Origin of the sequence: Streptomyces lydicus (assembly GCF_001729485.1) — a bacterium.
Taxonomy (GTDB): domain Bacteria; phylum Actinomycetota; class Actinomycetes; order Streptomycetales; family Streptomycetaceae; genus Streptomyces; species Streptomyces lydicus_D.
In genome coordinates this window covers 5317366-5343187 of record NZ_CP017157.1, presented here as the reverse complement: position 1 = coordinate 5343187, position 25822 = coordinate 5317366, and the positions used below count along the sequence as shown (strand labels likewise).

The 25822-nt window shown below is 74.0% G+C and carries 20 protein-coding genes; 12 read left to right on the top strand and 8 right to left on the bottom strand.

Annotated elements, in window-relative coordinates:
* Positions 1-22 precede the first annotated feature (22 nt).
* On the bottom strand, positions 23-2131 hold the full coding sequence (locus tag SL103_RS23275) for an alpha-galactosidase (protein ID WP_069570899.1): 2109 nt from the start codon (positions 2129-2131) through the stop codon (positions 23-25).
* Between the two features lie 172 nt (positions 2132-2303).
* Between SL103_RS23275 and SL103_RS23270 the strand changes: the two genes are divergently transcribed.
* The gene (locus SL103_RS23270) at positions 2304-2642 is read left to right on the top strand and encodes a DUF1330 domain-containing protein (protein ID WP_069570898.1); all 339 of its coding nucleotides are present in this window, start codon (positions 2304-2306) and stop codon (positions 2640-2642) included.
* Between the two features lie 178 nt (positions 2643-2820).
* On the top strand, positions 2821-4908 hold the full coding sequence (locus tag SL103_RS23265) for a restriction endonuclease (protein WP_164492887.1): 2088 nt from the start codon (positions 2821-2823) through the stop codon (positions 4906-4908).
* 94 nt (positions 4909-5002) lie between these two features.
* Here SL103_RS23265 and SL103_RS23260 read toward each other — a convergent pair whose 3' ends face one another.
* On the bottom strand, positions 5003-5815 hold the full coding sequence (locus SL103_RS23260; protein WP_069570896.1) for an alpha/beta fold hydrolase: 813 nt from the start codon (positions 5813-5815) through the stop codon (positions 5003-5005).
* A gap of 422 nt (positions 5816-6237) precedes the next feature.
* Between SL103_RS23260 and SL103_RS23255 the strand changes: the two genes are divergently transcribed.
* The 7 genes from SL103_RS23255 (at position 6238) to SL103_RS23225 (ending at position 13992) form a co-directional block, all read left to right on the top strand.
* Positions 6238-7428: a CapA family protein gene (locus tag SL103_RS23255; RefSeq protein ID WP_069570895.1), complete on the top strand. Its 1191-nt coding sequence runs from the start codon at positions 6238-6240 to the stop codon at positions 7426-7428.
* A gap of 122 nt (positions 7429-7550) precedes the next feature.
* Positions 7551-8171 carry a TetR/AcrR family transcriptional regulator gene (locus SL103_RS23250; RefSeq protein WP_208869935.1) on the top strand — a complete coding sequence of 207 codons (621 nt, stop codon included), beginning with the start codon at positions 7551-7553 and terminating at the stop codon, positions 8169-8171.
* A 166-nt stretch (positions 8172-8337) separates the two neighbouring features.
* Entirely contained in the window at positions 8338-9558 is a 1221-nt protein-coding gene (locus SL103_RS23245) for a cytochrome P450 (protein ID WP_069574033.1), read from the top strand.
* A gap of 98 nt (positions 9559-9656) precedes the next feature.
* Entirely contained in the window at positions 9657-9851 is a 195-nt protein-coding gene (locus SL103_RS23240) for a ferredoxin (RefSeq protein ID WP_069570893.1), read from the top strand.
* On the top strand, positions 9848-11203 hold the full coding sequence (locus SL103_RS23235) for an NAD(P)/FAD-dependent oxidoreductase (RefSeq protein ID WP_069570892.1): 1356 nt from the start codon (positions 9848-9850) through the stop codon (positions 11201-11203). The genes SL103_RS23240 and SL103_RS23235 overlap by 4 nt, the downstream gene beginning before the upstream one ends.
* A 40-nt stretch (positions 11204-11243) precedes the next feature.
* Positions 11244-13697: an excinuclease ABC subunit UvrA gene (gene uvrA / locus SL103_RS23230; RefSeq protein ID WP_069570891.1), complete on the top strand. Its 2454-nt coding sequence runs from the start codon at positions 11244-11246 to the stop codon at positions 13695-13697.
* Positions 13698-13779: 82 nt separating this feature from the next.
* Positions 13780-13992, top strand: coding sequence for an EF-hand domain-containing protein (locus tag SL103_RS23225; RefSeq protein ID WP_069570890.1), 213 nt, complete (start codon positions 13780-13782; stop codon positions 13990-13992).
* 97 nt (positions 13993-14089) lie between these two features.
* Here SL103_RS23225 and SL103_RS23220 read toward each other — a convergent pair whose 3' ends face one another.
* The gene (locus SL103_RS23220) at positions 14090-16477 is read right to left on the bottom strand and encodes a GH92 family glycosyl hydrolase (protein WP_069570889.1); all 2388 of its coding nucleotides are present in this window, start codon (positions 16475-16477) and stop codon (positions 14090-14092) included.
* Between the two features lie 131 nt (positions 16478-16608).
* Here SL103_RS23220 and SL103_RS37370 point away from each other — a divergent pair, with 131 nt between their 5' ends.
* Together SL103_RS37370 and SL103_RS23210 are read left to right on the top strand one after the other, a co-directional pair.
* Positions 16609-17577, top strand: coding sequence for a hypothetical protein (locus SL103_RS37370; protein WP_069570888.1), 969 nt, complete (start codon positions 16609-16611; stop codon positions 17575-17577).
* Between the two features lie 293 nt (positions 17578-17870).
* Complete coding sequence (locus SL103_RS23210; RefSeq protein ID WP_069570887.1) at positions 17871-18347, top strand: hypothetical protein; 477 nt, start codon at positions 17871-17873, stop codon at positions 18345-18347.
* A gap of 137 nt (positions 18348-18484) precedes the next feature.
* On the opposite strand, the gene SL103_RS23205 is transcribed toward SL103_RS23210, so the two are convergent.
* The 4 genes from SL103_RS23205 to SL103_RS23190 all read right to left on the bottom strand — a co-directional run bounded on the left by SL103_RS23205 (position 18485) and on the right by SL103_RS23190 (position 21625).
* Positions 18485-19912, bottom strand: coding sequence for an amino acid permease (locus SL103_RS23205; RefSeq protein ID WP_069570886.1), 1428 nt, complete (start codon positions 19910-19912; stop codon positions 18485-18487).
* Positions 19913-20054: 142 nt separating this feature from the next.
* A complete protein-coding gene (locus SL103_RS23200) occupies positions 20055-20270 on the bottom strand; it encodes a dodecin (RefSeq protein ID WP_069570885.1) in 216 nt (71 codons plus the stop codon).
* A gap of 87 nt (positions 20271-20357) precedes the next feature.
* A complete protein-coding gene (locus SL103_RS23195; RefSeq protein ID WP_033269861.1) occupies positions 20358-20819 on the bottom strand; it encodes a universal stress protein in 462 nt (153 codons plus the stop codon).
* Between the two features lie 95 nt (positions 20820-20914).
* The gene (locus SL103_RS23190) at positions 20915-21625 is read right to left on the bottom strand and encodes a PAS domain-containing protein (RefSeq protein ID WP_069574032.1); all 711 of its coding nucleotides are present in this window, start codon (positions 21623-21625) and stop codon (positions 20915-20917) included.
* Positions 21626-21742: 117 nt separating this feature from the next.
* Between SL103_RS23190 and SL103_RS23185 the strand changes: the two genes are divergently transcribed.
* Positions 21743-24928, top strand: a complete 3186-nt coding sequence (locus tag SL103_RS23185; protein ID WP_069570884.1) for a cytochrome P450 — start codon at positions 21743-21745, stop codon at positions 24926-24928.
* 110 nt (positions 24929-25038) lie between these two features.
* On the opposite strand, the gene SL103_RS23180 is transcribed toward SL103_RS23185, so the two are convergent.
* The gene (locus tag SL103_RS23180) at positions 25039-25683 is read right to left on the bottom strand and encodes a class I SAM-dependent DNA methyltransferase (protein WP_069570883.1); all 645 of its coding nucleotides are present in this window, start codon (positions 25681-25683) and stop codon (positions 25039-25041) included.
* Positions 25684-25822: the final 139 nt, after the last annotated feature.

Here is a 25822-nt window from a genome sequence, read left to right as displayed (position 1 = left end):
GGCACTCCCCGGCCCGCCCCGCTCACCCGCGTACCGCCTCCAGCAGCACCAGCCGCTCCGGGAACAGCGTCGGCGCCTGCACGCCCACCTCCGCCAGCACCCGGCCCGGCAGCGTCACGCCCTCCTCCCACCACGGCAGCGCGGAGGTGAACGGTCCCTCGGGACGGTCCCCGGGCGGCAGCGGCGCCAGGCGGTACGCCGCGTCCGGATCCAGCCCCGGCAGCCGCACCCGGCCCGCCGGGGCCTGCACGCTCGTCGCCATCTGCACCAGCGCGAACACCGCCCGCCCGGCGTCCGGGGCCACCACGCCGTGCACCCACAGCGCCGGGTCGGGGTGTGCGCCGCGGACCACCGTCCCGCCGTGCAGCAGCGGCCGCAGCTCCTTGTACAGCGCCACCCACTCCGCCAGCCGGGCCCGCTCCGCCGGGGTCGCCGCGGTCAGGTCCCATTCGATCCCGAAGTGGCCGAACAGCGCCGTCCCGGCCCGGAAGTCCAGGGTGTGGGTGCGTCCGGTGGTGTGCGACACCGGCGCTCCCACGTGCGCCCCGAGCAGCTCGGGCGGCAGCAGCAGCCCGGTCCAGCGCTGGATCCGCTGCCGCTCCAGCGCGTCGAGGCAGTCGCTCGTCCACACCCGGTCGGTGCGCTCCAGCACGCCCAGGTCCACCCGGCCGCCGCCCGACGAGCAGGACTCGATCTCCAGCCCCGGATGGCGGGCCCGCAGCTCGTCCATCAGCCGGTAGACGGCCGCCGTCTGCGCGTGCGCGGCCGCGTCCACCAGATCACGGTTGTGGTCCCACTTGAGGTAGTCGATGCGGTACTCGCGCAGCAGCGCGTCCAGCCGGCCGAGCACCCACGCGTACGCGTCCGGGCGGGCCAGTGCGAGGACCTGTTGGTGACGGGACGGGGGCGGCATCCGGGACGGGGACGCGGCCAGGATCCAGTCGGGGTGCGCGCGGGCCAGATCCGAGTCCGGGTTGACCATCTCCGGCTCCACCCACAGCCCGAACCGCAGCCCCAGCCCCCGCACGGCGTCGACCAGCGGATGCAGACCGTCGGGCCAGACGTCCGGGTCCACGTACCAGTCGCCGAGTCCGGCCCGGTCGTCCCGCCGCCCCTTGAACCACCCGTCGTCCAGCACGAACCGCTCCGCGCCCACCTCGGCCGCCGCCCGCGCCAGCCGTTCCAGCGTGGCCAGGTCCTGCTCGAAGTAGACCGCCTCCCAGGTGTTGAGGGTGACCGGACGCGGGGCCGTGGGGTGGGTGGCGCGGGCGCGCAGGTGGCGGTGGAAGCGGCCGGCCAGCTCGTCCAGGCCGTGCCGCCCGTAGGAGCCGTAGATCCAGGGGGAGCGGTAGCTCTCGCCGGGCGCCAGCAGGACCTCGCCCGGCAGCAGCAGTTCGCCGCCGGCCAGTACGGCCTGTCCGGCCGGGGTGCGCTCGGCCAGCGAGCGGTGGTTGCCGCTCCAGGCGACGTGCAGTCCCCACACCTCACCGGAGCGGAAGCCGAAGCCCGCCGTCCCGGCGATCTGCAGCAGCGTGGCGTCGCTGCCGGTGCGCCCGCGCCGGTTCTCCCGCAGATGGGTGCCGAGCGTGAACGCGTGCCGCTGCGGGGCGCGTTCACGCAGGTGCCGGCCGGTCAGGTCGAGAATCTCGGTGGCCTGCGACGGTACGGGCAGGGCGGGCGCCAGCTCGGTGAGGTGGTAGCCGTCCGCGCCGGTGTTGGTGACCTCGGCGCGCAGCCGCACCAGCCCGGCCCCGGTCAGCTCGATCTCCAGGGTGAGCGCCAGCCCGCCGTCGTGGTCCGCCGCCGTCACCGTCAGCCGGCGCCGCCCCTCGTCCACGGTCCGGGTGCGCGCCGCGAACGCGGGCGCCGCCGCCGAGCCGGCCCGGTGCCCGGCCATCCCCGGCGTACCGGGCCAGCCGGCCGACTGCTGCGGCAGCACGCTCAACGGGACCGGCTCGTCCAGCGCGTTGGGCACGGTCTGCGCGACGTCGGCGGCCAGCAGCCCGGCGAGCCCGCCCGGCCCGCACTCCCCGAGGTCGGCGCCCCAGTGCACGACGCGCGGCAGACCGTTCCCGGACACATCCAGCACCAGGCCGGTCCCGGCGGCCCGGAAGTGCAGCAGGTCATCCATGACGCGTTCCCTTCGCGACGTTCCGGATACGACGGGCAGCCGGCGATGACTCCGTAATGACTCCGGAGGTAATCGACCCGCCCGCCCACGGCTGGAAATGTGGACCGCGAAGCAACCGCCGAAACGTGGACGGCACCGCGAGCGCCGTCCGCCGAAGAGAGAGGCAGCACTCATGAGCGCCTTCGCCATCGCGCACCTCCGTCCCGCCGCGCCGCACGCGGACATCGCCGCGTACATGGACCGGGTCCAGGCGACCATGGCGCCGTTCGGCGGGTGGTTCCGGGTGCACAACGCCCAGGTGGAGGTCGTGGAGGGCAGCTGGCCCGGCTTCGTCGTCGTGATCGAGTTCCCGGGGATGGCCGAGGCCCGGGCCTGGTACGACTCTCCCGCCTACCGGGAAATCCTTCCGCTGCGCACCCGGCACATCGAGGGGGACACCGTGCTGGTCCCCGGGGTCGCCGCCGACTACGACGCCTCGGCGACGGCCGCCGCCGGAAAGGCCGCCGCCTGAGCGCCGCCCCGTCGGCCCCGGCCCGCGCCGACAGGTGCGACGGCGGGCAGCGCCGGATCTCGTCGTCCCGCACGTCCCGGGCCCGGCACCCCCCGCTAAAGTCACCTGGAACAGCGCAGGTGAAGCCGCTTCCACAGGGTTCCGGGGGCAGCCGCCCCGGGGGGAGGACGAAGACGACATGAGCCGCCGTTCCCATGGATTAATGGCCGTCTGGGCAGAGGCGCAGCGTCAGCAGCAACGCCGCGAGGAAGCCCAGCGCCGCGCGTACGTCCAGCAGCAGCGCGACCAGGAGCGGCAGGCACGGGACGCCGAGCGCGCGATGGCGCGGATGCACCGCGAGCGGCAGGCGGAGTACCGCCGGCAGCGGGAGGCCGACGCCCGCCGCCGCACCGAGGAGCTGGACGCCCGGGTCGCCGCGCTGACCGGCCTGCTCGCCGACGGCTGCCACGCCCCGGCCTTCACCGCCGACGCGCTGCTGCGCCCCGAGCACATCGAGGAGTTCGCGCCCGGCGCGCTGGCCACTCCGGTGCCGATGCCCGACCCGGCCCGCTACCGGACGCCGACCGGCGGCTGGCACATGGGAGCCCGCCGCGACCGCGCCCAGGAGGAGGCCCGGGCCCGCTACGAACAGGACTGGTACGCCGCACAGGCCGCCGAGAGCCGCCGGCAGGCCCAACTCGCCGCCTACCGGCAGCAGTACGACCAGTGGGCGGCGGGCGCCCTCGCCGGCATCCGGCAGCACAACGCCGGCATCCAGGACCTGCTGACCGCCCTGCGCGGCGGCGACGCCGAGGCCGCCGTCGAGTACTTCTCCGCCGCGCTGTACTCCTCCACCGCCTGGCCGGAGGGCTTCCCCCGGCAGGTCGCCGCCGCCTACGACCCGACGGCCCGTCAGCTCGTCCTGGACTGGGAGCTGCCCGGCTACGACATCGTTCCGGAGACCAGGTCCGTCCGGTACCTGTCCACCGCCGACCAGGAGAAGGAGACCGCCCGCCCGGCCGCGCAGCGCCGGGCGCTCTACCGCGACGTTCTCGCCCAGAGCATGCTGCTGGTGTTGCGCGACCTCTTCGCCGCCGACACCTACGGCACGCTGGAATCGGTCGCGCTCAACGGCTTCGTCGACGACGTGGACCCGGCCACCGGCCGTCCCGCGCAGCTCTACCTGGCCACCGTCATGGCGCCCCGCGGCGCCTTCGACGCGCTGCACCTGGCGCAGGTCAGCGCCGTGGAGTGCCTGACCGAGGGGCTGCACGGCCAGCTCTCGGCCCGCCCCGACCAGCGGACCGCGGTGCGCCCCGCGCGGCTGCCGGGCGAGGCCGGCGGCACCTCCGCGGTCGTCACCCACGGCACGGACGGCGCGCCGGACCTGTTCGAGATGGACCCGATCGCCTTCGAGAACCTGATCGCCGAGCTGTTCCGTGCCATGGGCATGCAGGCCGTGACCACCCAGCGCTCCGGTGACGGCGGCGTCGACGTGGACGCCCTGGACCCCGACCCGATCCGCGGCGGAAAGATCGTCGTGCAGGTCAAGCGGTACCGCAACACCGTCCCGCCGACCGCCGTACGCGACCTCTACGGCACAGTCCAGTCCGAGGGCGCCAACAAGGGCGTCCTGGTGACGACCTCCCGGTTCGGCCCCGGCGCGCACACCTTCGCCAACGGCAAGCCGCTGAGCCTGATCGCCGGTCCCGAACTCGTCGACCTGCTCGGCCGGTACGGGCTGCGCGGGCGGCTCGGCCCCGCCTCGCCGGCCGGCACCGCGGCGTCCGCCGACGAGACCCCGGACCACAACGTCCTCGGCATGAACTGGTCCGGCGGGGTGGCCCTCGACGTCTGCGCGCTGGTCTGCAAGGGCACCACCGTGCTCAGCGACGACCACTTCGTCTTCTACAACAATCCGCGCACCCCGGACGGCTCGGTGCGGATGCTGCCCGGCTTCGCCCCCGACCGCGCCGCGATGCAGGTGCGGTTCGAGGCGCTGCCGGCGGACGCCGACCGGCTGGTGCTGGTCGCCGCCATCGATCCCCGGGCCGATCCGGACGCCGACCTCGCCGGCTTCACCGACGCCCGCATCCGGCTGCTCGACGCCGCGGGTGAGGAGCTGGGGCAGCTGGAGGTGTCCGACGGGCGGTCCGGTGAGACCGCGCTGGTGCTCGGCTCGTTCCGGCAACGGGACGGCGGCGACTGGGACTTCGTCATCGGCGGCAAGGGCTACTCCGGCGGCCTGGAGGCGCTGGTGCAGGAGTACGGCATCGACGTCGCCTGAGGAGGCCGCGTCCGGGGCTGCGGAACGCCACCGCCGGAGGTGTGCCGGTTCGCCGTCGAGCGGGCGCCGGACCCGGCGCCGCCAGCTGCCCGCGTCAGCTCTGCCACAGCCGGGTGAGGACCGCGTTCACCTGCTCCGGACGGTCCTGGTGCGGCGTGTGGCAGGCGCCGGCCACCCGGACGTGCCGGGCGCCGATCGCCTCGGCCAGGTACTCCCCGCAGGCCGCCAGGGCCCGGCCGGTGAACTCCCGGTACCCGTGCGGCGCGTCGTCCCAGGCGCCGTTGACGACGAGCTTGGGCATCGTCGCCCTTGCCAGCGGTCCGAGCGGCAACTGCGCGTCCCACACCGGGCGTTCCCGCATCGCCGCGCGCACCGCGCGCAGCATCCGCGGCGTCGGCTCGGGCACCGGAAGTCCGTACGGTTCGGTGGACCGCCGCAGGTACTCCTCGGGGCTCATCTCCGGGCCGGTCCCCTCCGGCGTGCCGAACGCCGCCCGGATCCGCTCCAGCGCCGCCGCCACGACCGGGTGCGCGGCCGCGGTGCGCAGCGGGGACGGCTCGATGAGGGTGAGCGACTGCACCGCCTCCGGGCGGGCCGACGCGGCCAGCATCACGGCCGCCGCGCCGTAGGAGTGGCCGACCAGGTGGGCTCCCCGGCCGAGGAGTCGCCCGATGTCCTCGGCGTCCGTCGCGTAGTCGCTGCGGGCGGTGTCCGGGCTGTCGCCGAAGCCGCGCCGGTCGACCAGTTCCAGCCGGAACATCTCGGCCAGCGGCCGCTGGCCCGCGAAGCACGCCGTGCCCCAGCTCATGGTGCCGTGCACCAGCACCGCCCGCGGGGCGCCGGGCGTCGCCTCGTCCCACACCGTGACGTGCAACGGCTCACGTGCCCCGGGAAGTTCCTCGTCCATACGCCCTCACCCTAGGACCCCGGTACGCGGTCGACGCCCTCCTCGGAGGTCACAATCCGGCCGTGCGCAAGCGGCCTGAAGGGCCGTCAACTCGACTGCTGCGGCGCCGGGATCGCCCGGCTCGGTGCTCCGCACCGCGCTCTCCGCGTCGGGCGGCCGGCTGCGGGACGAGCCGCCGGGGCGGGTCCTCGGCCAGGGCCTCGGCGACGCGGGCGCGGGTGACGGCCCGCGCGGGGGTGGCGCCCCCTCCCGGCGGCGCACGGGCGGCCCGCCGGGCAGGTGGGCCTCGTCCCGCGGGTGCGCCGTCCGGGCGGCCGCACCGCGCCCGTGCCCCGGCCCCGCCGAGGTCCGTATGGGGGAGAGCGGCAGACACCGCGGCATACCGGCATATGCCAGGAGGGAACGGCTGATATCAGTCGAGCATGAGCGCGTACACCCGGTGTGGAGCGGCCGCCCTGCTCGCCGTACTGGCCGTGGGCTGCGCCGGAGCGCAGCCCACCCCGCGAAAGGCCCCGCGGGCGGCCCCGGAGTCCCGGGCGACGGCTCCGGAGCCGCGGCCCCGCGCCCGCCCGGGCGCCTCCGTCGCCCGGGCCGCGGGCCGGCGTCCCTTCACCCTGGTCGCCGCCGGGGACATCATCCCGACCCACCCCGAGGTACTCACCACGGCCCGGGAGGACGCGCCCTACGACGGCTACGACTTCCGGCCGATGCTCAAGGGCGTGCGGCCGGTCATCTCCTCCGCCGACCTGGCGCTGTGCCATCTGGAGGCCCCGCTCGGGCCGCTCGCCGGGCCGTTCACCGGCTATCCGGTCCTCCAGGCGCCACCGCAGATCGCCACCGCCCTGAAGGCGACCGGTTACGACTCCTGCGCCACCGCCTCCAACCACGTCCTCGACCACGGCGTCCCGGGCGTGCGCCGCACGCTGGCGGCCCTCGACACGGTCGGACTGCGGCACACCGGCTCGGCCAGGAACCCCGCCGAGGCCGACCGCCCGGCCGTGCTGCGGGCGCCGGGCGGCGCGCGGGTGGCGCAGCTGGCGTACACCTACGGAACCGAGGACGACCTGGACCCGGCGACGCCGCCGTGGTCGGTGAACCTGCTCGACGAGGAGAAGATCATCGAGGACGCCCGGGCGGCGCGCCGGGCGGGCGCCGACGTGGTGGTGGTCAGCCCGTACTGGGGGACCGAGTACCGGACCGCCCCCGACGAGCAGCAGCTCGAACTGGCCAGGGCGCTCACCGCCTCCGAGACCGACGGCCGGCCCGACGTCGACCTGATCGTCGGCACCCACGCCCACACCCCCCAGCCGTACGAGAAGGTCAACGGCACCTGGGTCGTCTACGGACTCGGCGACCAGCTCTCGGGGGTGATGAAGCAGCCGCGCGGCAACTGGGGCACCCTGGCCCGCTTCCGCTTCGCACCGCCCCGCGGGACCGGCGGGCGCTGGCGGGTCACCGAGGCCGAGTACGTCCCGCAACTCGCCGAGCAGGGGAAGCGGGTGCGGATGCGCAACCTCGCCAGGACCCGCGCCCACGCGCAGGTCCGGGACGAGATCAGCCAGGCGGTGCTCAGCCGGGGAGCCGCGGCCGACGGCCTGACCATGGGGCGCTGACGGCACGGCCGCGCCGGCCGCCGCGCCGTCCTCGCGCACGGCTGCGGCGCCCGCGGGAAACCCCGGTGTGAAACCCTGTGGCGAAACCGTCGGTGCGGCCCAGGGAAGGAAGCCGGAGGGCAGTGAACGAGAGTGCGGCCGTCCGGGCCCGTAATCCGCGGGGCCAGGGCGAGCGTCTGCGGGAGGAGCTGCTGCGCGCCACCGAGCGGCTCCTGGAGGAGGTCGGCAGCGAGGACGCGCTGTCGCTCCGGGCGGTGGCCCGTGCGGCCGGCGTCGCCGCACCGAGCATCTACCGGCACTTCTCGGACAAGACCGAGCTGGTCTGGGCGACCCTCGAAGTCAGCTACGAGCGGCTGGCGGGCGCGATGGCCGAGGCCGCCGCGGAGGCCGACGCCGAGGACCCGGTGGCGCGGCTGCGCGCCCAGTTGCGCGCCTACTGCCGCTACGCCGTCGCCCACCCCGCCACCTACCGCCTGCTCCACGAGACCCGGCAGACCCCGGTCGGCCCCGAGCGGCTCGCCGGCCACCCGGCCGGGCTGCTGGTGCGCAGCTGGCAGCGGGCGCTGACGGCGTGCGAGGACGCCGGCTGGCGGGTGCGGGGCTCGCGGTCCGAGGCGCCGTACGTGCTGTGGTCGGCGGTGCACGGCCGCGTCATGCTCTGGCAGGTCATGCCGAGCCGCAAGGACGCCAAGCGGCTGGACCGCTTCGTGGACGAGATCCTGCAGCTCCTGCTGGAGCGTTGAGCCGCGCGGCGCGCGGCCGAATCCTCACCCTCGCTCACCCCCCGACACGCATGCCCGTGTATTACACATGTAAGTTTACGGGTGTTAGGCGAACGTCGACCCATGGCGCACGTCCGAGCCGGCCTGCGCCATGGGTCCGACGACCCCGATGAGCGAGATGAGCGAGATGACGATGTTCACCGCACCCGCGCCGCTGCCCGTGGAGCCCCCGAGCGGCTGCCCCTTCGGCCCCCCGGCCGCCTTCGCCGCCCTGCGCACCACGCAGCCGATCTCCAAGATCTCCCTGCCGGACGGCAGTTGGGCCTGGCTGGTCACCCGCTACGCCGACATCCGGACGGTCCTCGGCGACACCCGCTTCAGCTCCGACACCACCGTCCACGGCTACCCGCTCAGCGGGATGACCGGCGGCCCCAGCACGCGCAACCGCGGCTTCATCCGCACGGACCCGCCCGAGCACACCCGGCTGCGCCGCATGGTCACCCGGGAGTTCATGGTCAAGCGGGTCGAGGCGCTGCGCCCGGAGATCCAGCGGATCACCGAGGAACTCTGCGACGCCATGGAGCGTGCCGAGGGGCGCGCGGAGGGCGGGGTGGACCTGGTCCAGGCGCTGGCGCTGCCGGTGCCGTCCCTCGTCATCAGCCTGCTGCTGGGCGTCCCGTACGACGACCACGACCTCTTCCAGGGGCTCACCGGAACGCTGCTCTCGCGCACCGTCCCCGACGACGAGCGCGAGGCGGCCCGGGCCGAACTGCGCGACTACCTGGACCGGTTGGTCACCGCCAAGGAGGCGGACCCGGGGGACGACATCCTCGGCCGGCTGATCGTCGAACAGCAGCGGACCGGTGAACTCACCCACGACCAGGTGGCCGCCTTCGCCGCCCTGCTGCTGATCGCCGGGCACGAGACCACCGCCAACATGATCGGCCTGAGCGCGCTCACCCTGATGCGCGACCCCGCGACGGCTGAGAAGCTGCGGCAGGAGCCCGCCCTGATCCGCGGCGCCGTCGAGGAACTGCTGCGCTTCCACAGCATCATCCGCAACGGCCCGCGCCGGGTCGCCACCGCCGACGTCGAGGTCGACGGGCACCTCATCCGGGCCGGCGAGGGCGTCGTGGTGGCCGTACCCTCCGGCAACCGCGACGAGAGCGTCTTCGCCGACGCCGACCGGCTCGACGTCTGCCGCCCCAACGCCCAGCACCACGTCGCCTTCGGCTACGGCATCCACCAGTGCCTCGGGCAGGCGCTGGCCCGCGTCGAACTCCAGGTCGTCCTGGGGACGTTGCTGCGCCGCTTCCCGGCGATGCGGCCCGCGGTACCGGTGGAGGAAATCCCCTTCCGCACCGATATGTCGATCTACGGCTGCCACGCACTGCCCGTCACCTGGTGACAACGCACCCGCCGCCGGGTGATCGTGACCCCGGGCCCGGCCGCCGGACCGCGGTCCGCCCGCAACTTCCCGCCCCACAGCTTATGGAGCCCACTGCCATGAAGATCACCCTCGATGCCGACAAGTGCTGCGCCGCCGGCCAGTGCGTGCTGATCGCCCCCGAGGTCTTCGACCAGCGCGACGAGGACGGCGTGGTCGTCCTGCTCGACGCGGCACCGCCCGCCGCACAGCACGACGCGGTGCGCGAGGCGGCCGCCATCTGCCCGGCCGCCGTGATCGAGGTACACGCGTGACCGCCCGCCCGATCGCCGTGGTCGGAGCCTCGGCCGCCGGCCTCGCCGCGGCCGAGACGCTGCGCCGCTCCGGCTGGCGCGGCCCGCTCACCCTCATCGGTGCGGAGCCCCATCTACCGTACGACCGGCCGCCGTTGTCCAAGCAGCTGCTGCACGGAGCCTGGGAGCCGGAGAAACTGCGCCTGCGCACCGAGGAACAACTCGCCCCGCTCGACCTGGACCTGCGCCTGGGCACCCGGGCCACCGGCCTCGACGTGGCCACCCGCACGCTCACCCTCGACGGGGCGGAGAGCCTCGCCTGCGCCGGAGTCGTCATCGCGACCGGCGTCGCGGCCCGGACGCTGCCCGGCACCGACCGCCTCACCGGCGTCCACACCCTACGCACCCTCGACGACGCGCTGGCGCTGCGCGGCCGGCTGACCAAGGGGGGTACCCCCGCCGGTGAGGGCGTAGCCGGCGGGGGAGGCACCCGGCGACTGGTGATCGTCGGAAACGGCGTGCTCGGCTGCGAAGCGGCGGCCGTGGCACGGGAGTTGGGGCACGAGGTCACCGTCGTCGGCATCGAGGGGACCCCGATGGCCGCCGCCGTCGGCACCGACGTCGGCACCCTGCTGGCCGAGGAGCACCGGGACCGGGGCGTGCGCCTGCTCACCGGCACCGTCGAAGGCTTCGACACCACGGACCCGGGCGACGGCCGTGGCCCGCAGGTCACCGCCGTACGACTGGCCCCTGGGAGTACCTCCGCGAGCGGGGGCGCGGCGGGCGGCACCCGGCTGCCCGCCGACACCGTGCTGGTGGCCATCGGCTCCCGCCCGGCCGTCGACTGGCTCACCGACCCCGCGCTGGACACCACCGACGGGCTGCGCTGCGACGCGTACTGCGCCGCCGCCCCCGGCGTCTACGCCGCGGGCGACGTGGCCCGCTGGGACCACCCCGCCCACGGCCGCCCGCTGCGCTTCGAGCACCGGATGAACGCCACCGAGCAGGGCATGGCCGCCGCCCGCAACCTGCTCGCCGAACTCGCCGCGGACGGCCCCACCGGGACCGGGGACGGCACCCCCGCCCCGGAGCGCCGCCCCTTCGCCCCCGTGCCGTACTTCTGGTCCGACCAGTACGACCTCAAGATCCAGGCGTACGGGCTGACCGCGGGCGCCGACCGGGTCGAGACACCCGTACGGGACCGGGCCGGGCGGCGGATCCTCGCGCTCTACGGCCGCGAGGGGCGCGCCGTCGGCGTCCTGGCGGCCGGGCTCCCGCCGCGCCAGATCCGCGCCCTGCGGGCCGTCGTGGCCGACCCGCTGCCCTGGGAGGAGGCCCGCGAACGGATCGCCGCCGCCACGGCGGCCGGCTGACGGTACCCGGCCACCCCGGACCGTGCCCGATCATGGAGGGATGGCCGACTCGTACGTACGGGTGCGCGGCGCCCGTGAACACAACCTCCGCAACTGCGATGTGGACATCCCGAGGGACGCGCTGGTCGCGTTCACCGGGGTGTCCGGATCGGGCAAGTCCTCCCTCGCCTTCGGCACCCTCTACGCCGAGGCGCAGCGCCGCTACTTCGAGTCGGTGGCCCCGTACGCCCGGCGGCTGATCCACCAGGTCGGCGCGCCCAAGGTCGAGGACATCACCGGGCTGCCGCCGGCCGTCGCCCTGGAACAGCGGCGCTCCGCACCCACCTCACGCTCCTCCGTCGGCACCGTCACCACCCTCTCCAACACCCTGCGGATGCTGTTCTCCCGGGCCGGCACCTACCCGGAAGGCACGACGGAACGGCTCGACTCCGACGCCTTCTCGCCCAACACCGCGGCCGGTGCCTGCCCGGAATGCCACGGCCTGGGCACCGTCCACCGGGTCACCGAGGACTCCCTCGTCCCCGACCCGGCCCGCTCCGTCCGCGAGGGCGCCGTCGCCGCCTGGCCCGGCGCCTGGCAGGGCAAGAACCTCCGCGACATCCTCGCCGCCCTCGGCCACGACATCGACCGGCCGTGGCGCGAACTGCCGCAGGCCGACCGCGACTGGATCCTGTTCACCGACGAGGAGCCCGTCGTCACCGTCCACCCCGTCCGCGAGGCCGGCCGCATCCAGCGCCCCTACCAGGGCCGCTACATGAGCGCCAAGCGCTACGTCCTGCACACCTTCGCCGACTCCAAGAGCGAGGCGCTGCGCAAACGCGTCCAGGGCTTCATGACCGCCGAGCCCTGCCCCGTCTGCGGCGGACGACGGCTGCGCCCCGAAGCGCTCGCCGTCACCTTCGCGGGCCAGGACATCGCCACCCTCGCGGGGATGCCGCTCGGCGCCCTCGCCGAGCTGCTCCGCCCCACCGCCGCGCGGACGGACGACGAGGCGGCCCCGACGCTCGCCCGCGACCTGGTGGCCCGGATCGAGGTGCTCACCGAACTGGGCCTGGGCTACCTGAGCACGGACCGGCCCTCACCCACCCTCTCCGCGGGCGAGCTGCAACGGCTGCGGCTGGCCACCCAGCTGCGCTCCGGCCTCTTCGGCGTCGTCTACGTCCTGGACGAGCCGTCCGCCGGCCTGCACCCCGCCGACACGGAGTCCCTGCTCACCGTGCTCGGCCGGCTCAAGGAAGCGGGCAACTCGCTCTTCGTCGTCGAACACGACATGGACGTGGTCCGGCGCGCCGACTGGATCGTGGACGTCGGGCCACGCGCCGGGGAACACGGCGGCCGGGTGCTGCACAGCGGCCCGGTCGCCGCCCTCGCCGACGCCGAGGCATCCGCCACCCGCCGCTACCTCTTCGCCACCGAGCCGCCCGCCGCGCGCACCCCGCGCAGCCCCTCCGGAGCGGTGACCCTGCGCGGCGCCACCCTGCACAATCTGCGCGGACTGGACGCCACGTTCCCGCTCGGCGTCTTCACCGCCGTCACCGGCGTCTCCGGATCGGGCAAGACGACGCTGGTCACCCGCGTCCTCGCGGAAGCCGTACGGGACCACCTGGGCGCCGGCCGGACCGAGACCGACGAGGACGCCGCCGACACCGGGCCGACCGCCCGCCCGCAGCTCGACGGGGCCGAGGGCCTGGCGGCCGTCGACCGGCTGGTCCGCGTCGACCAGAAGCCGATCGGCCGCACCCCGCGCTCCAACCTCGCCACCTACACCGGCCTGTTCGACGCGGTGCGCAAGGTCTTCGCCGCCACCGACGAGGCCCGGGCCCGCGGCTACACCGCCGGACGGTTCTCCTTCAACGTCGCCGGCGGCCGCTGCGAGACCTGCCAGGGGGAGGGCTTCGTCGCCGTGGAACTCCTCTTCCTCCCCGGCACCTACGCGCCCTGCACGGACTGCCACGGCGCCCGCTACAACCCCGAGACCCTCCAGATCACCTACCGCGGCCGCACCGTCGCCGACGTCCTCGCCATGACCGTGGACGACGCCGCCGGGTTCCTCACCGACCTCCCGGCCGCCGCCCGCAGTCTCCGCACCCTCCAGGACGTCGGACTCGGCTACCTCCGGCTCGGCCAGCCCGCGACCGAGCTGTCCGGCGGCGAGGCCCAGCGGATCAAGCTCGCCGCCGAACTCCAGCGCACCCGCCGCGGCCACACCCTCTACCTCCTCGACGAGCCCACCACCGGACTGCACCCCGCCGACACCGAGGTGCTGATGCGCCAGCTGCACGGCCTGGTGGACGCCGGCCACACCGTGGTCGTCGTCGAGCACGACATGGGTGTGGTCGCCGGCGCCGACCACGTCATCGACCTCGGGCCGGGCGGCGGCGCGGACGGCGGCCGGATCGTGGCGGCCGGCACCCCCGCCGAGGTCGCCGCCGCCCCGGGCAGCCGTACCGCCCGCTATCTCGCCCGTCGGAGGGGGCAGCCGGGCGCGGTATGAGGGTCCGCTAATGTACGCAGGTCAGATCCACGGGCAACAGCACCGCGCAGCACTGCGCAGCACCACGAAGGGGGCACCTCCCATGGCAGACATCAACGAGGCCAGGGCGACGTTCAGCCGGTACGACGCGGACGGCGACGGTCAGGTCACGCCGGACGAGTTCAAGCGTGCGATGGCCGAGATGGGCGACCCGTTCGTCACCGGCCCGGTCGCCGAGGCGGTCATCAAGTCCAAGGACGCCAACAGCGACGGCACCATGTCCTTCGACGAGTTCTGGCAGGCGCTGCAGGGCTGACGACCGCCCCGCCCCTCGCACGGACCCCCTTCGCCCCGTCCGCCCGCGGGCCGGCCGCGCCCCGCGCCACCGGCCGGCGGGCGACGGGGAGCCCCGCTCAGCGCCGCGGACTCCCGGCCCCGGCCGCCGTGCCCACCGGTGGTGGCGCGGCACCCTCGCCGGTGCCCCAGCCGGACGGTTCGGCTCCCACGGTGAAGGCCAGTTCGTGCCCCGCGCGCAGCTCATCGGTGGTCAGATACGTCCGGTCCCGGCCGGCGCCGTCCAGCCGGACCGACTGGACGTACCGGTGGGCCGAGGACGTACCGGGTGCCGTGACGGTGAAGTGCCCGCCCGGGTAGTACCGCCGGTCCAGCGTCAGATCCACCCGCTCGAAGACCGGGGTGCTCAGCCCCCAGCTGTCGGTACCCGGCTGCACGGGGAACACCCCGATCGACGAGAGCACCATCCACGCCGACATCGTCCCCAGATCGTCGTTGCCGGTCATACCGGTCGGGGTGTCGGTGAACAGGGTCAGTGCCGCGTGCACCACATCCGTCGTCTTCCAGGGACGACCGGTGGAGAGATAGGTGTACGGGGCGATCAGATCGGGCTCGTTCTGCGGGTTGTACTTGTCCGCGTTGTAGTAGTCGTACGGCCCGTTGACCCACACCTCGCGGGCGGTCCTCGCCGGGTCCTTCAGCAACTGCGGATAGGCGAAGAAGGAGTCGAGGCGCTCGTCGGCCCTGTCCTTGCCGCCGATCAGCTTCAGCATCCCCGGCAGGTCCTGCGGCACCAGCCACTGGTACTGCCAGGACGTGCCCTCGTGGAAGCCCTCGCTCCTGGCCGGGTCGGCCGGCCCGGTGAAGGCGCCGTGCTCGTCGCGGGCCCGGAAGAAGCCGGTCGAACCGTCGAAGATCCTGCGGTAGTTCTGCGCCCGGGCCGCGTACCGGTCGGCGTCCGCGTCATGCCCCAGATCCCGCGCCATCTGCCCCAGCATCGCGTCCGACAGGGCGTATTCGAGGGTCGCCGAGGCGCCGTGCTCGAAGTCCGAGTCGCCGGGCTTCTGATGCGGGCGGCCCTTGACGTACGGGGCGAACCCGTCCTTCAGGTACGGCGCGTTGGCCTCCCGCCCGACGGCCGGTGAACCGGCCGGCGGCACCCCGTCGGCGTTCTTCCTCAGCGCCGCGTACGCCTCCTCCTCGTGGCCCGCCAGCAGCCCCTGCTGATAAGCGTTGGTGAGGAACGGGGTGACCGGGTCGCCGGTCATGATGTTCGTCTCGACCGTTCCGTAGCCCCACTTGGGCAGCCAGCCGCCCTCCTTGTCGATCCGCAGCACCGACAGCGCCATGTCGCGTGACTCCCGCGGCGCCAGCAGCGCCAGCAGCTGCGCCTGGGTGCGGTAGGTGTCCCACAGCGACCAGTTCTGGTAGTAGGCGGAGCCCCCGAAGTCGGCGGTCCGGTGCACCTTTTGGTCCCAGCCGGTGTAGCGGCCGTCCACGTCGCTGCCGACGTTCGGCGCGAGGAAGGAACGGTAGAGCGAGGAGTAGAAGGTCCGGCGCAGCGTACGGTCGCCGCCGCGGGCCCGTACCAGCTCCAGCCGCCGCTCCCACGCCGCGTCGGCCGCGGCCTTCGTCCGGTCGAAGGAACGGCCGCCCTCGGCCCGCAGGTTGCGGGCGGCGCCCGCCGCGTCGACGTAGCTGAGCGCGGTGGTCGCCTCGACCGTACGGTCCTTGCGGGTGTCGAAGCGGGCGTAGGCGCCGTGCCGGCCGGTGGCCGTGGAGCCCTTGGACCCGGCCGTCACGGTGTCGCCGTCCCACGTCCCGTACGACGTGAACGGCCGGTCGAAGCGGGTGACGGTGTAGACGGTGTACGGCTCGGTGTCCTGGCAGAAGCCGCGGCCGGTGATCGCGGTGCGGATGGTGCGGGAGTCCAGCACCTCGACCCGGGTGGAGACCGTCCTGTGCAGCGACTGGCCGGCGTTGAGCAGCACATTGGCCTTGTCGGTGGCCGGGAAGGTGTAGCGCTGCTTGCCGGTGCGGGCGGTGGCGGTCAGCTCGGCGGTGATGCCGCCGTACGACGTCAGTCCGACGCGGTAGTAGCCCGGCCGGGCCGACTCGTCGTCGTGGCGGTAGCCGGCCGCGTACTTCGCATAGTCGGTCTCGGTGATGTCGCCCGTGGTGGGCAGCACCGGCAGATCGCCGCCGAGCCCGCAGCCGACGCCGGAGATGTGCACTGAGCTGAAGCCGCGGATGTGGTCGTCGTCGTAGCCGTAGCCGGTGGTGTGGCCGGTGTCCGGGGAGAGCTGCACCATGCCGAACGGCACGGCGGCGCCCGGGTAGGTGTTGCCGTCGTTCCGGCTGCCGATGAAGGGGTTGACCAGGTCGGTGAGCGGGCCGCCGGCGGGCGGCGCGGCCGCTGCGGCCGGGGCCGTGAGCGCGCCCCCGACGAGCGCGGCCGCCAGCACCGCGCCCGCGGTACGCAGCCGGGTACGACTGAGCCAAGGCATGGATCCGGACCTCCGGAAGGTGGGCCGACAACGTTGTCAAAGCGCGCTCATTCTTGAGGTTGGTCAGGTTCGCGTCAAGAGGTGGGGCGGGTGGCTCCGGTGGGCCGCCGGCCCCTCGGTAGGCTCCCCGGATGCCCTCGCCCGACGACGCCACCGCCCCGCAGCCCCGCGGCGAGGCCGCCGGCGCGCCGCCGCCCGACGGGGTCGCGGCCCTTCCGCCGCCCGACGAGGACCTCGCCGTGCCGCCGGCCGGTGAGCCCGGTTCCGTGCCGCCGCCGATTCCCGCCGAGTTCGTCCGGTACGCGGTGGCCCTGGAGGCGCCCGAACTGGCCTGGGGCCACCTCGACGGCCGGCTCACCGCCGCCGACACCCGCACCCTCGCCTTCCTACGGCGCTGCGACCTCGGCCCCGGACCCGGCGAGGCGTTCGCCCGCATCCATGCGCGGGGCGCGGACCCGTCCCCGCTCGCGGCCGTCTGCCGCGAGATCGTCGACGGCCGGGCCGGGGCCGGTGGTGATGCCGCGGACCCGCGGCGGGTCTGGGACCATCTGGAGCTGAGCCACCGTCTCTCCCGGGGCGACGCCGCCGGGGGAGAGGCGAGCGGACGGCAACTGGCCGCAGGGCGGCGGGAGTTCCTCCTCTCCCGGGCGGCGTCCGGGCGGGGCATGAACTGGCAGGACAGCTCCGCGCTGCTCGGCACCGACCGGCCCGAAGAGGTCGACGCGGCCTTCGAGCGGGGTGAGGAGCTGGTCGGGGTCGCCGTCATCGGGCTCGCCCTCACCCACCCCGATGCGACCGCCGTCCTCCCCAGGGTCGCGCGTGCCCTGGACCGCGCGCTGGCGTCGTCGGACCCGCGCCTGCGCCATCAAGGCGTCGTCGCCCTCGCGCACACCGCGCGGCTGCACCGCACCGTCGACCGGCGCTGCCTGGACCTGCTGCGCCGCTGCCCGCGCGGCGGCGAGGCGGACGACGACCTCTGGGCGTACGTGCCCCGGCGCCGGCTGCCGTGGTGGCTGTGGCGGCACCGGCTCGGTGGGCCGCCGCGCCGGTGGGTGCGCCGGATCCGGAGGGTGCTTCGCGGGCCCCGGAGCGGCGGCTGAACGAGGGGCGCGGTCCCGCGGCCGGTTCCCGTCGCATTGGCGCAGCCATGCCAAAAATCATGGGCCGTTCGCCTTGCTCTCTCATGGGGCGCGTGCCTCAATGGGTCGCGATTCCAGGTCGCTGATTGCCCGTCAGGTCCGGTGGTTCCGGAGCGGATCCCCCGGGTCCCGTCGGATCCGGCGGTGTTCGGCACGGGCCCCGGACCGGGCCCCGCGTGGCGCCTGTCGTTCCCTCGCGTCCCCCTCGACGACGGTGTCACGGGCCTGCCACCCCCCTCACGAAGGCGGTCCCCATGAGACATGACAGATCGCGCACGTACGGCACAGGCACGGCGCTCGGCCTCGCGTTGGCCGCCGCGGGCACACTCGCCCTGGCACCGGCCGCGACCGCGGTGACACCCGGCACCGCCACCCTCTCGTTCGACTGCGGTTCCTACGGCTCGGGTACGGCGACGCTCACCGCCACCCAGAACGGCACGGCCGCCACGATCAGCGTGTCCACGTCGGCGATCACCTCGCCGATCAACATAGGCGCGCGTACGGTCAAGTCCACGCTGACGCTCACCAAGAACGGCTCGGGAACGACCCAGTTCAGCGGCAGCGCCAACCCGGCGATCCCGGCCGGCAGCGCGGTCTCCACGGGTCCGCTCAACGGTACGGTCGCCGCCGGCGACAGTCTGCAAGCCGCATCCCTGAAGGTCGTGGTCTTCGGCATCACGGCCACCTGCAAGGCCACCTCGGCACAGACCCCGGGCCCGTTCGTCTTCTGACCCGCGACGGCCGGGCGCCCGTTCACCGCACGGCACCGGGTGCGACGGGCTGACGGCGTGACGGCCTGACGTCAAGGAGCCGGCGGGACAACTCCCGCCGGCCCCGATGACCGCCCGTCAAAGAGCCACGGACCGGCTCACCCGGCCTCCTCCTGCGGTTCCCGCGCCAGGTTCGAGTGCCGGTAGGAGTACGTGAAGTAGATGACCATGCCGACGAGGAACCAGACGACGAAGCGCACCCAGGTCTGCCACGCCAGGAACGTGATCAGCCAGATCGAGAAGCAGACGCCGATCGCCGGCACCACGGGCATGCCCGGTGTGCGGAAGGTGCGCGGGAGCTCGGGGCGCTTGTAGCGCAGGACGATCACCGCGACGCAGACCACCACGAACGCCAGCAGAATGCCGATGTTCGTCAGCTCCGCGGCCTCACCGATGGGCAGGAAGCCCGCGATGACCGCGGAGGCCACGCCGACGATCCAGGTCACCCGGGTCGGCACGTGGTGGGTGGGGCTGGTCTTCGCGAACCACTTCGGCAGCAGACCGTCCCGGCTCATCGAGAACCAGACCCGGGTCACGCCGAGCATGAAGGTGAACATCACGGTCAGGATGCCGATGATCGCGCCGACCGCGATGACGTCCGCGAGGCCGGTCAGGCCCACCGATTTGAACGCCGACGAGAAGCCGCTCTCCGGGTCGATGTGCTTGTAGTTCTGCATACCCGTCAGCACCAGGCACGCCAGCACGTACAGCACCATCGAGATCGCCAGCGAATACATGATGGCCTTCGGCATGTGGCGCTGGGCGTCCTTCGACTCCTCGGCCGCGGTGCTCATCGCGTCATAGCCGAAGACCGCGAAGAAGACGGTGGCCGCACCGGTGAACGCGCCGGTCACCCCGAACGGGAAGAAGGGGTGGTAATTCGCCGTGTTGATGTGGAAGAAGCCGACCGCGATGACCACCACGACCACCAGGACCTTCAGGCCCACCACGATGGTCTCGAAGCGCGCGGCGTTCTTGATGCCCAGGGTCAGCAGATAGGCGATCAGCAGGCAGAGCGCCGCCGCGAAGAGGTCGACGCGGTGCCCCGGACCGGTCCCCGGCGCCCCCAGCATCCAGGCGGGCAGATCGACCCCGATCTCACCGAGCAGAAAGCCGAAGTAGCCGGAGATGCCGATGGCGACCACCGCGACGATCGCGGTGTATTCGAGCAGCAGGTCCCAGCCGATGAACCAGCCCGCCACTTCCCCGAGCACCGCATAGCCATAGGTGTAGGCCGAGCCGGCCTTCGGGATCAGTCCGGCGAATTCCGCGTACGAAAAGGCCGCGGCGGCACTCGCGATACCCGCGACGAGAAAGGAGATCAGGACCGCGGGCCCGGCCTTCTCGTTCGCGACGGTGCCCGCCAGGGTGAAGATGCCGGCGCCGATGATGCCGCCGACTCCGATGGCGGTCAGCTGCCACAGACCGAGCGCCCGGGTGAGCTGCTGGCTCGCGGAACCTTCCGCCTCTTCGATGTGTTCGATCGGTTTGCGGCGCAGTACGCCGTGTCCCGCGCGCAGCCCCATGCGTCATCCCTCCGTAGGGTCACTCCGTCGTGGTCCGACGGCGGATCATCATGGACCCTCACGGGCCCCGGAGGAAGGCGACTCCCTAGTAGGGCCAGGACTCGCCGGGAGAGATACACGGGAGGGGTGGCAATCGGCCCGGTCAGTCGGCGTCCTCCAGCCGGAAGCCGACCTTCAGACCGACCTGGTAGTGATCGATTTCGCCGTCGACGAGGTGCCCGCGCACTTGGGTGATCTCGAACCAGTCGAGGTTGCGCAGGGTCTGCGAGGCGCGCTTGACGCCGTTCCTGATCGCGGCGTCCACGCTCTGCTGGGACGTCCCCACGATCTCGGTCACGCGGTACGTGCGGTCGGTCACGGTGGTCTCCCTCGGCCGGGGCGGCGCTCCGCCCGTCCATCTCCCACCGTGCCTCAGGGTGGCCCGCCCCACCAGCGGAGCACCGCCCTACGGGACCACGGTCACCGGCCAGCGCCCGGCCTTGACCAGCCGGACCGCGACCGAGCCCATGATGCGGTGCCCGGCCGACTCCGAGGCGCCGACCACCACCGCGTCGGCCTTGAGGTCGTCGGCCATCTGCACCATGCCGTTGTACGGATCGCCGCGCAGCGTGTGGAACTCCCAGCGGACCTCGTATATCCCCTGGAGCCGCTCGGTCGCCTTGCGGATCTCCGCCATCAGCTCCTCGGCCACCTCGTTCGTGGCGTCGGCCACCGGCGCGCCCATCGCGGCCCCGGCCGGCAGCACCGGCTGGACGTAGACCAGGACCAGCTTCGACGCCTGGCGCCGGGCCAGCCCCGCCGCGTACGCCGCGGCGCGCCAGGACGAGTCGGAGCCGTCGATGCCGACGACGATCACCTTCGGGCCGTCCGTTCCGCGCTCGAACTGCGCGGCTGCGTTCTCCTCCACACCACGGAGGTTATCCGCACACCCGTGCCGGCGTTCCCCCGGGCCGGGGCCGCCGCGCGCCGCGGCCCCGGCCCCCGGCGGACGGTCGCCGCCCGTCACGCCGGAGCCGGCGGCCAGCTCTCCGGCGAGAGCACTCCCAGGACGTACGCCTTCGCCACCAGCGCCGCACGGCCCTGCACCCGCCAGCGCCGCGCCAGCCGGGTGAGGTGGTAATTCACCCCGTCAACCGTCAGACCCAGGGCGGTACCGATCGACGCCGTGGTGGCGCCGCCGGCCGCCAGCGCCAGGATCCGCGCCTCCACGGGGCTCGCCGTCCCCCGCGGCGGCGCCGGCGGCGGAGCCGTCTCCCGGACCCGCAGCAGCGCCAGCAGCGCGGGCGGCTGCACGGTGGGGTCACCGACCGGATCCACCGTCAGCTCCCCCTCCCGCTCGGACCCGTCGGACGCGGACCGCCAGTGCACCTCCACCGGATAGCGCGACCGGCGGCCCAGCCGCACCGCGTCCGCGATCCGGATCAGCTGCGCCTCGTCCCGCGGCCGGAACAGGTCCAGCAGATTGCGGCCCCGCAGCTGCCCGGGCGCCACGCCCCACTGCCCGGCCATCGCCGGATTGGCGATCAGCACCACGCCGTCCGCCCGGCACACCGCGATCGGCGTCGGGATCCGGTCCAGCAGAATCAGGAAGTAGTTGCGCCAGGGGCCGTCCGCGTACGGGCCGGCCGGGTCGGCGTCCCCGCTCCGGTGGAACGGCGTGCCGAGGGCCGGTGCCCCCGCGTCCGGCCCACCGCAGGCAGTCCCGTCGTGCATCCCGTCATCCATTGCCTCATCCCCGGTCCGCGCGCAAGAGCGAGCAGCGAAAAAACACTGCACAATCATGCAGTTGCCCGGTCACCGGACGCACGCCGGGCCCCTCACGCTGGAGACATGACCGACACCATCGCGCTTCCCAGTGACGAACGCGCCGCCGACGGCATACCCGTCGCCGACATCACGGCGGCCGGCGTCACCTCGACGCCCATCCAGCAGGCCATGGACCTCGCCCGGATCCACGGCCCGGTCTTCAGGCGCAAGCTCGGCGACCGCGAGACGCTGTTCGTGACCTCCCTCGACCTGGTCACCGAGGTCGCTGACGAAACGCGCTTCGCCAAGGGCGTCTCGGTGGTCCTGGAGAACGTCAGGGAGTTCGCCGGTGACGGTCTGTTCACCGCCTACAACGACGAGCCGAACTGGGCCAAGGCGCACGAGGTCCTGATGCCGGCCTTCGCGCTCGGCTCGATGCGCACGTACCACCCGGCGATGCTCAAGGTGGCCCGCCGCGTCATGGCCAACTGGGACCGCCGGGTCGCCGACGGCACACCCGCCCAGGTCGCCGAGGACATGACCCGGATGACGCTGGACACCATCGGGCTCGCCGGCTTCGGCTTCGACTTCGAGTCCTTCTCCCGCGGCGACAGCGCGCACCCGTTCGTCGAGGCGATGGTGCGCTGCCTGCAGTGGAGCGGGAAGAAGTTCGCCCGGGACCCGCACGCCGACCACTCGGCGGAGGACGCGGCCTTCCGGGCCGACGCGGACTACCTCGCCTCCGTCGTCGACGAGGTCATCGCCGCCCGCACGGCGAGCGGCGAGACGGGCGAGGACGACCTGCTGGGCCTGATGCTCGGCGCCCGCACGCAGGGCGAGGGCACGGAGGCGAGCGGCCCCACCCTGGATCTCGCCAACATCCGCAACCAGGTCATCACCTTCCTGATCGCCGGCCACGAAACCACCTCGGGCGCCCTCTCCTTCGCCCTGCACCACCTGCTGAAGGACCCGCTGGCGCTGCGCATGGTCCAGCGCGAGGCGGACGAACTGTGGGGCGACCAGGCCGATCCCGACCCCTCCTTCGAGGACATCGGCCGGCTCCCCTTCACCCGGCAGGTGCTCAACGAGGCACTCCGGCTGTGGCCGACCGCCGCCGCCTTCAGCCGCCAGGCCAGGGAGGACACCCTGCTCGGCGGCCGCTACCCGCTCAAGGCCGGAGACCTCGTCACCGTGCTCACCCCGATGCTGCACCGCGACCCCGTGTGGGGTGACAACCCCGAGCTGTTCGACCCCTCCCGCTTCAGCCCCGAGGCCGAGGCGGCCCGCTCGCCGCACGCGTACAAGCCGTTCGGCACCGGTGAACGCGCCTGCATCGGGCGGCAGTTCGCGCTGCACGAGGCGACCATGCTGCTCGCCCTGCTCGCCCACCGCTACCGGCTGATCGACCACGGCGACTACCGGCTGCAGATCAAGGAGACGCTGACCCTCAAGCCCGAAGGGTTCACCCTCACCCTCGCCGCCCGTACCCCCGCCGACCGGGTGGCCGTCCGCGCCGCGCTGGCCCTGCTCCCCGGCACCGCCGCCGGCGCCGCGGACGCCCCCGCGGCCGACGACGGGCTGCCGACCCGCGTCCCCCAGGGCACCGGCCTGCTGCTCCTGCACGGCAGCAACTACGGCACCTGCCGGGAGTTCGCCGCGCGGCTCGCCGACGAGGCCACCGGCCTGGGCTTCGCCGCCGACGTCGCGCCGCTCGACGCGTACGCCGGGCAGCTGCCCGACGACCGGCCCGTCGTCATCGTCGCCGCCTCCTACAACGGCCAGCCCACCGACGACGCGGCCGCCTTCGTCCAGTGGCTGAGGACCGCACCGGACGGCGCCGCCACGGGCCTGCCGTTCGCCGTCCTCGGCGTCGGCGACCGCAACTGGGCGGCCACCTACCAGCACGTACCGACCCTCATCGACGACCGGCTCGACGCCCTCGGCGGACACCGGCTGCTGCCCCGCGCCGAGGCCGACGCCTCGGGCGACCTGGGCGGCACCGTCAAGCAGTTCGCCGCGTCGCTGCGCACCCAGCTGCTGATCCGCTACGGCGACCCGGCCAGCGTCGGCGCGAGCGCACCGGACGACGAGGACACCGGCTACACCGTCACCGAGGTCACCGGCGGCCCGCTCGACGCCCTCGCCGCCCGGCACGGCCTCACCCCGATGACCGTCACCGAGGCCCACGACCTGACCGCCCAGGAGTGGCCGCGGCCCAAGCGCTTCCTGCGGCTCGCCCTGCCGGCCGGCGTCACCTACCGCACCGCCGACCACCTGGCCGTGCTGCCGGCCAACACCCCGGACGCCGTCGAGCGGGCCGCCCGGGCCCTCGGCGTCGACCTCGACACCGTCCTCGCCCTGCACTCCGGCCGCCGCCCCGGACGCGACACCCTGCCCGTCGACCGGCCGCTGACCGTACGCCAACTGCTCACCCATCAACTGGAGTTGGGTGACCGTCCAACCGCGGGCCAGGTCGCGGTGCTCGCGGCGCACAACCCCTGCCCGCCGGAGCGGAACGCCCTGGAATCCCTCGCCGCGGACGATCCGCGCACCCTCGTCGAGCTGATCGAGGCGCACCCGGCGCTGCGCGGGGCCCTCGCCTGGCCGACGATCCTGGAACTGCTGCCGCCGCTGCGCGTCCGGCACTACTCCGTGTCCTCCTCGCCCGCCACCGACCCCCGGCACGCCGACCTGATGGTCTCTCTGCTGCCCGGCGGCACCGGCTCGACGCATCTGCACACCCTGCGGCCCGGCGACACCGTCCTGGCCCGTGTCCAGCCCTGCCGGGAGGCGTTCCGCATCGACCCGGCCGACGACACCCCGGTCATCCTGGTCGCCGCGGGCACCGGCCTCGCGCCCTTCCGCGGCGCCGTCGCCGACCGCGTCGCCGCGGACCGGCGCGCCCCCGCCCGGCTCTACTTCGGCTGCGACGACCCGGCCGGTGACTTCCTGCACGCCGAGGAGTTCGCCGCCGCCGAGGCCGCCGGCGCCGTCTCCGTCCGCCCCGTCTTCAGCGCCCGCCCGGAGAACGGTCACCGCTTCGTCCAGCACCGGATCGCCGCCGAGGCCGCGGAGGTGTGGGAACTGCTGCAGGCCGGGGCGCGGGTGTACGTCTGCGGCGACGGCAGCCGGATGGCTCCCGGTGTCCGGGCCGCCTTCCGCGACCTGCACGCCGCGCACACCGGCGCCTCCGCCCAGGAGTCCGAAGCCTGGCTCCGCGAACTGACCGCCGCCGGCCGCTACATCGAGGACGTCTACGCGGCGGGCTGACGAAGCCGCCCCGGCGGGCGGGCCACCCGGGGTGGTCCACCGCCCGCCGGGGCGGTGGACCCACGGTCCGAGCCGGTGCGGTCACGTGATCGGCCGAGCGGCTCCCCGGTCTACGCCTTGCGTGCGAGGAGCTGGACCTCCCGGAACTGCCGCCGGTCAGTGGGTTTCGGCTCGATCACCAGGCGGGCCGACTCGGTCAGTCCGTGCGCGCGCAGGAGTTCGGCGAAACGATCGGGGGACCAGCGGTAGGCCGTCACCACCGCGTGGTCGTAGGACTCCGTCTCGATGTGGGCGCCGTCCGTGGCGGGGAACGCGATCAACGCGTGCCCGCCGGGAGCCAGCACCCGGGCGATCTCGGCCAGGACGGCGGGCAGGTCCCGCGGCGGGGTGTGGATGACGGACCACCGCGAGAGCACCCCGCCCAGCGCGCCGTCCTCGATGTCCAGCGCGGCCATCGAGCCGACCTCGAACCGCAGCCCGGGGCCGGCCTCGCGGGCGAGCTCGACCATCACGGGGGAGGCGTCGACCCCGAAGGCATCCAGGCCCAGCCCGTGGAGATGCGCGGTGACCTGGCCCGGCCCGCAGCCGAGGTCCGCGACCCCGCCGCCGCTCGTCCGCACCAACTCCGCGAAGGCGTCCAGGAGCGCCCGCTCCAAAGGACGGTCGTGCAGGAAGTCGTGGAACTTCTGCGCGTAGACGGCGGCGATGGCGTCGTACGCCTCGCGGGTGGCACGCACGGTGTCGAGTTCGGTCATCCGGAGACCGTAGCGGGAGGGGGCGGCCCGCGCTCCAGGAACGCCGGACGGCTCCCGGGGCACGGAACCGGCCACCCCGGCCGCACCCCGCGCCAGGGCCGGGGGCGGGCTGGATCTTCCGGGGTGTCGGGGCCAAGGT

Excerpts from the sequence above, each read along its gene's own strand:
- SL103_RS23275 (WP_069570899.1), bottom strand. The coding sequence starts at position 2,131 with ATGGATGACCTGCTGCACTTCCGGGCCGCCGGGACCGGCCTGGTGCTG.
- SL103_RS23270 (WP_069570898.1), top strand. The coding sequence starts at position 2,304 with ATGAGCGCCTTCGCCATCGCGCACCTCCGTCCCGCCGCGCCGCACGCG.
- SL103_RS23265 (WP_164492887.1), top strand. The coding sequence starts at position 2,821 with ATGAGCCGCCGTTCCCATGGATTAATGGCCGTCTGGGCAGAGGCGCAG.
- SL103_RS23260 (WP_069570896.1), bottom strand. The coding sequence starts at position 5,815 with ATGGACGAGGAACTTCCCGGGGCACGTGAGCCGTTGCACGTCACGGTG.
- SL103_RS23255 (WP_069570895.1), top strand. The coding sequence starts at position 6,238 with ATGAGCGCGTACACCCGGTGTGGAGCGGCCGCCCTGCTCGCCGTACTG.
- SL103_RS23245 (WP_069574033.1), top strand. The coding sequence starts at position 8,338 with ATGACGATGTTCACCGCACCCGCGCCGCTGCCCGTGGAGCCCCCGAGC.
- SL103_RS23240 (WP_069570893.1), top strand. The coding sequence starts at position 9,657 with ATGAAGATCACCCTCGATGCCGACAAGTGCTGCGCCGCCGGCCAGTGC.
- uvrA (WP_069570891.1), top strand. The coding sequence starts at position 11,244 with ATGGCCGACTCGTACGTACGGGTGCGCGGCGCCCGTGAACACAACCTC.
- SL103_RS23225 (WP_069570890.1), top strand. The coding sequence starts at position 13,780 with ATGGCAGACATCAACGAGGCCAGGGCGACGTTCAGCCGGTACGACGCG.
- SL103_RS23220 (WP_069570889.1), bottom strand. The coding sequence starts at position 16,477 with ATGCCTTGGCTCAGTCGTACCCGGCTGCGTACCGCGGGCGCGGTGCTG.
- SL103_RS37370 (WP_069570888.1), top strand. The coding sequence starts at position 16,609 with ATGCCCTCGCCCGACGACGCCACCGCCCCGCAGCCCCGCGGCGAGGCC.
- SL103_RS23210 (WP_069570887.1), top strand. The coding sequence starts at position 17,871 with ATGAGACATGACAGATCGCGCACGTACGGCACAGGCACGGCGCTCGGC.
- SL103_RS23205 (WP_069570886.1), bottom strand. The coding sequence starts at position 19,912 with ATGGGGCTGCGCGCGGGACACGGCGTACTGCGCCGCAAACCGATCGAA.
- SL103_RS23190 (WP_069574032.1), bottom strand. The coding sequence starts at position 21,625 with ATGCACGACGGGACTGCCTGCGGTGGGCCGGACGCGGGGGCACCGGCC.
- SL103_RS23185 (WP_069570884.1), top strand. The coding sequence starts at position 21,743 with ATGACCGACACCATCGCGCTTCCCAGTGACGAACGCGCCGCCGACGGC.
- SL103_RS23180 (WP_069570883.1), bottom strand. The coding sequence starts at position 25,683 with ATGACCGAACTCGACACCGTGCGTGCCACCCGCGAGGCGTACGACGCC.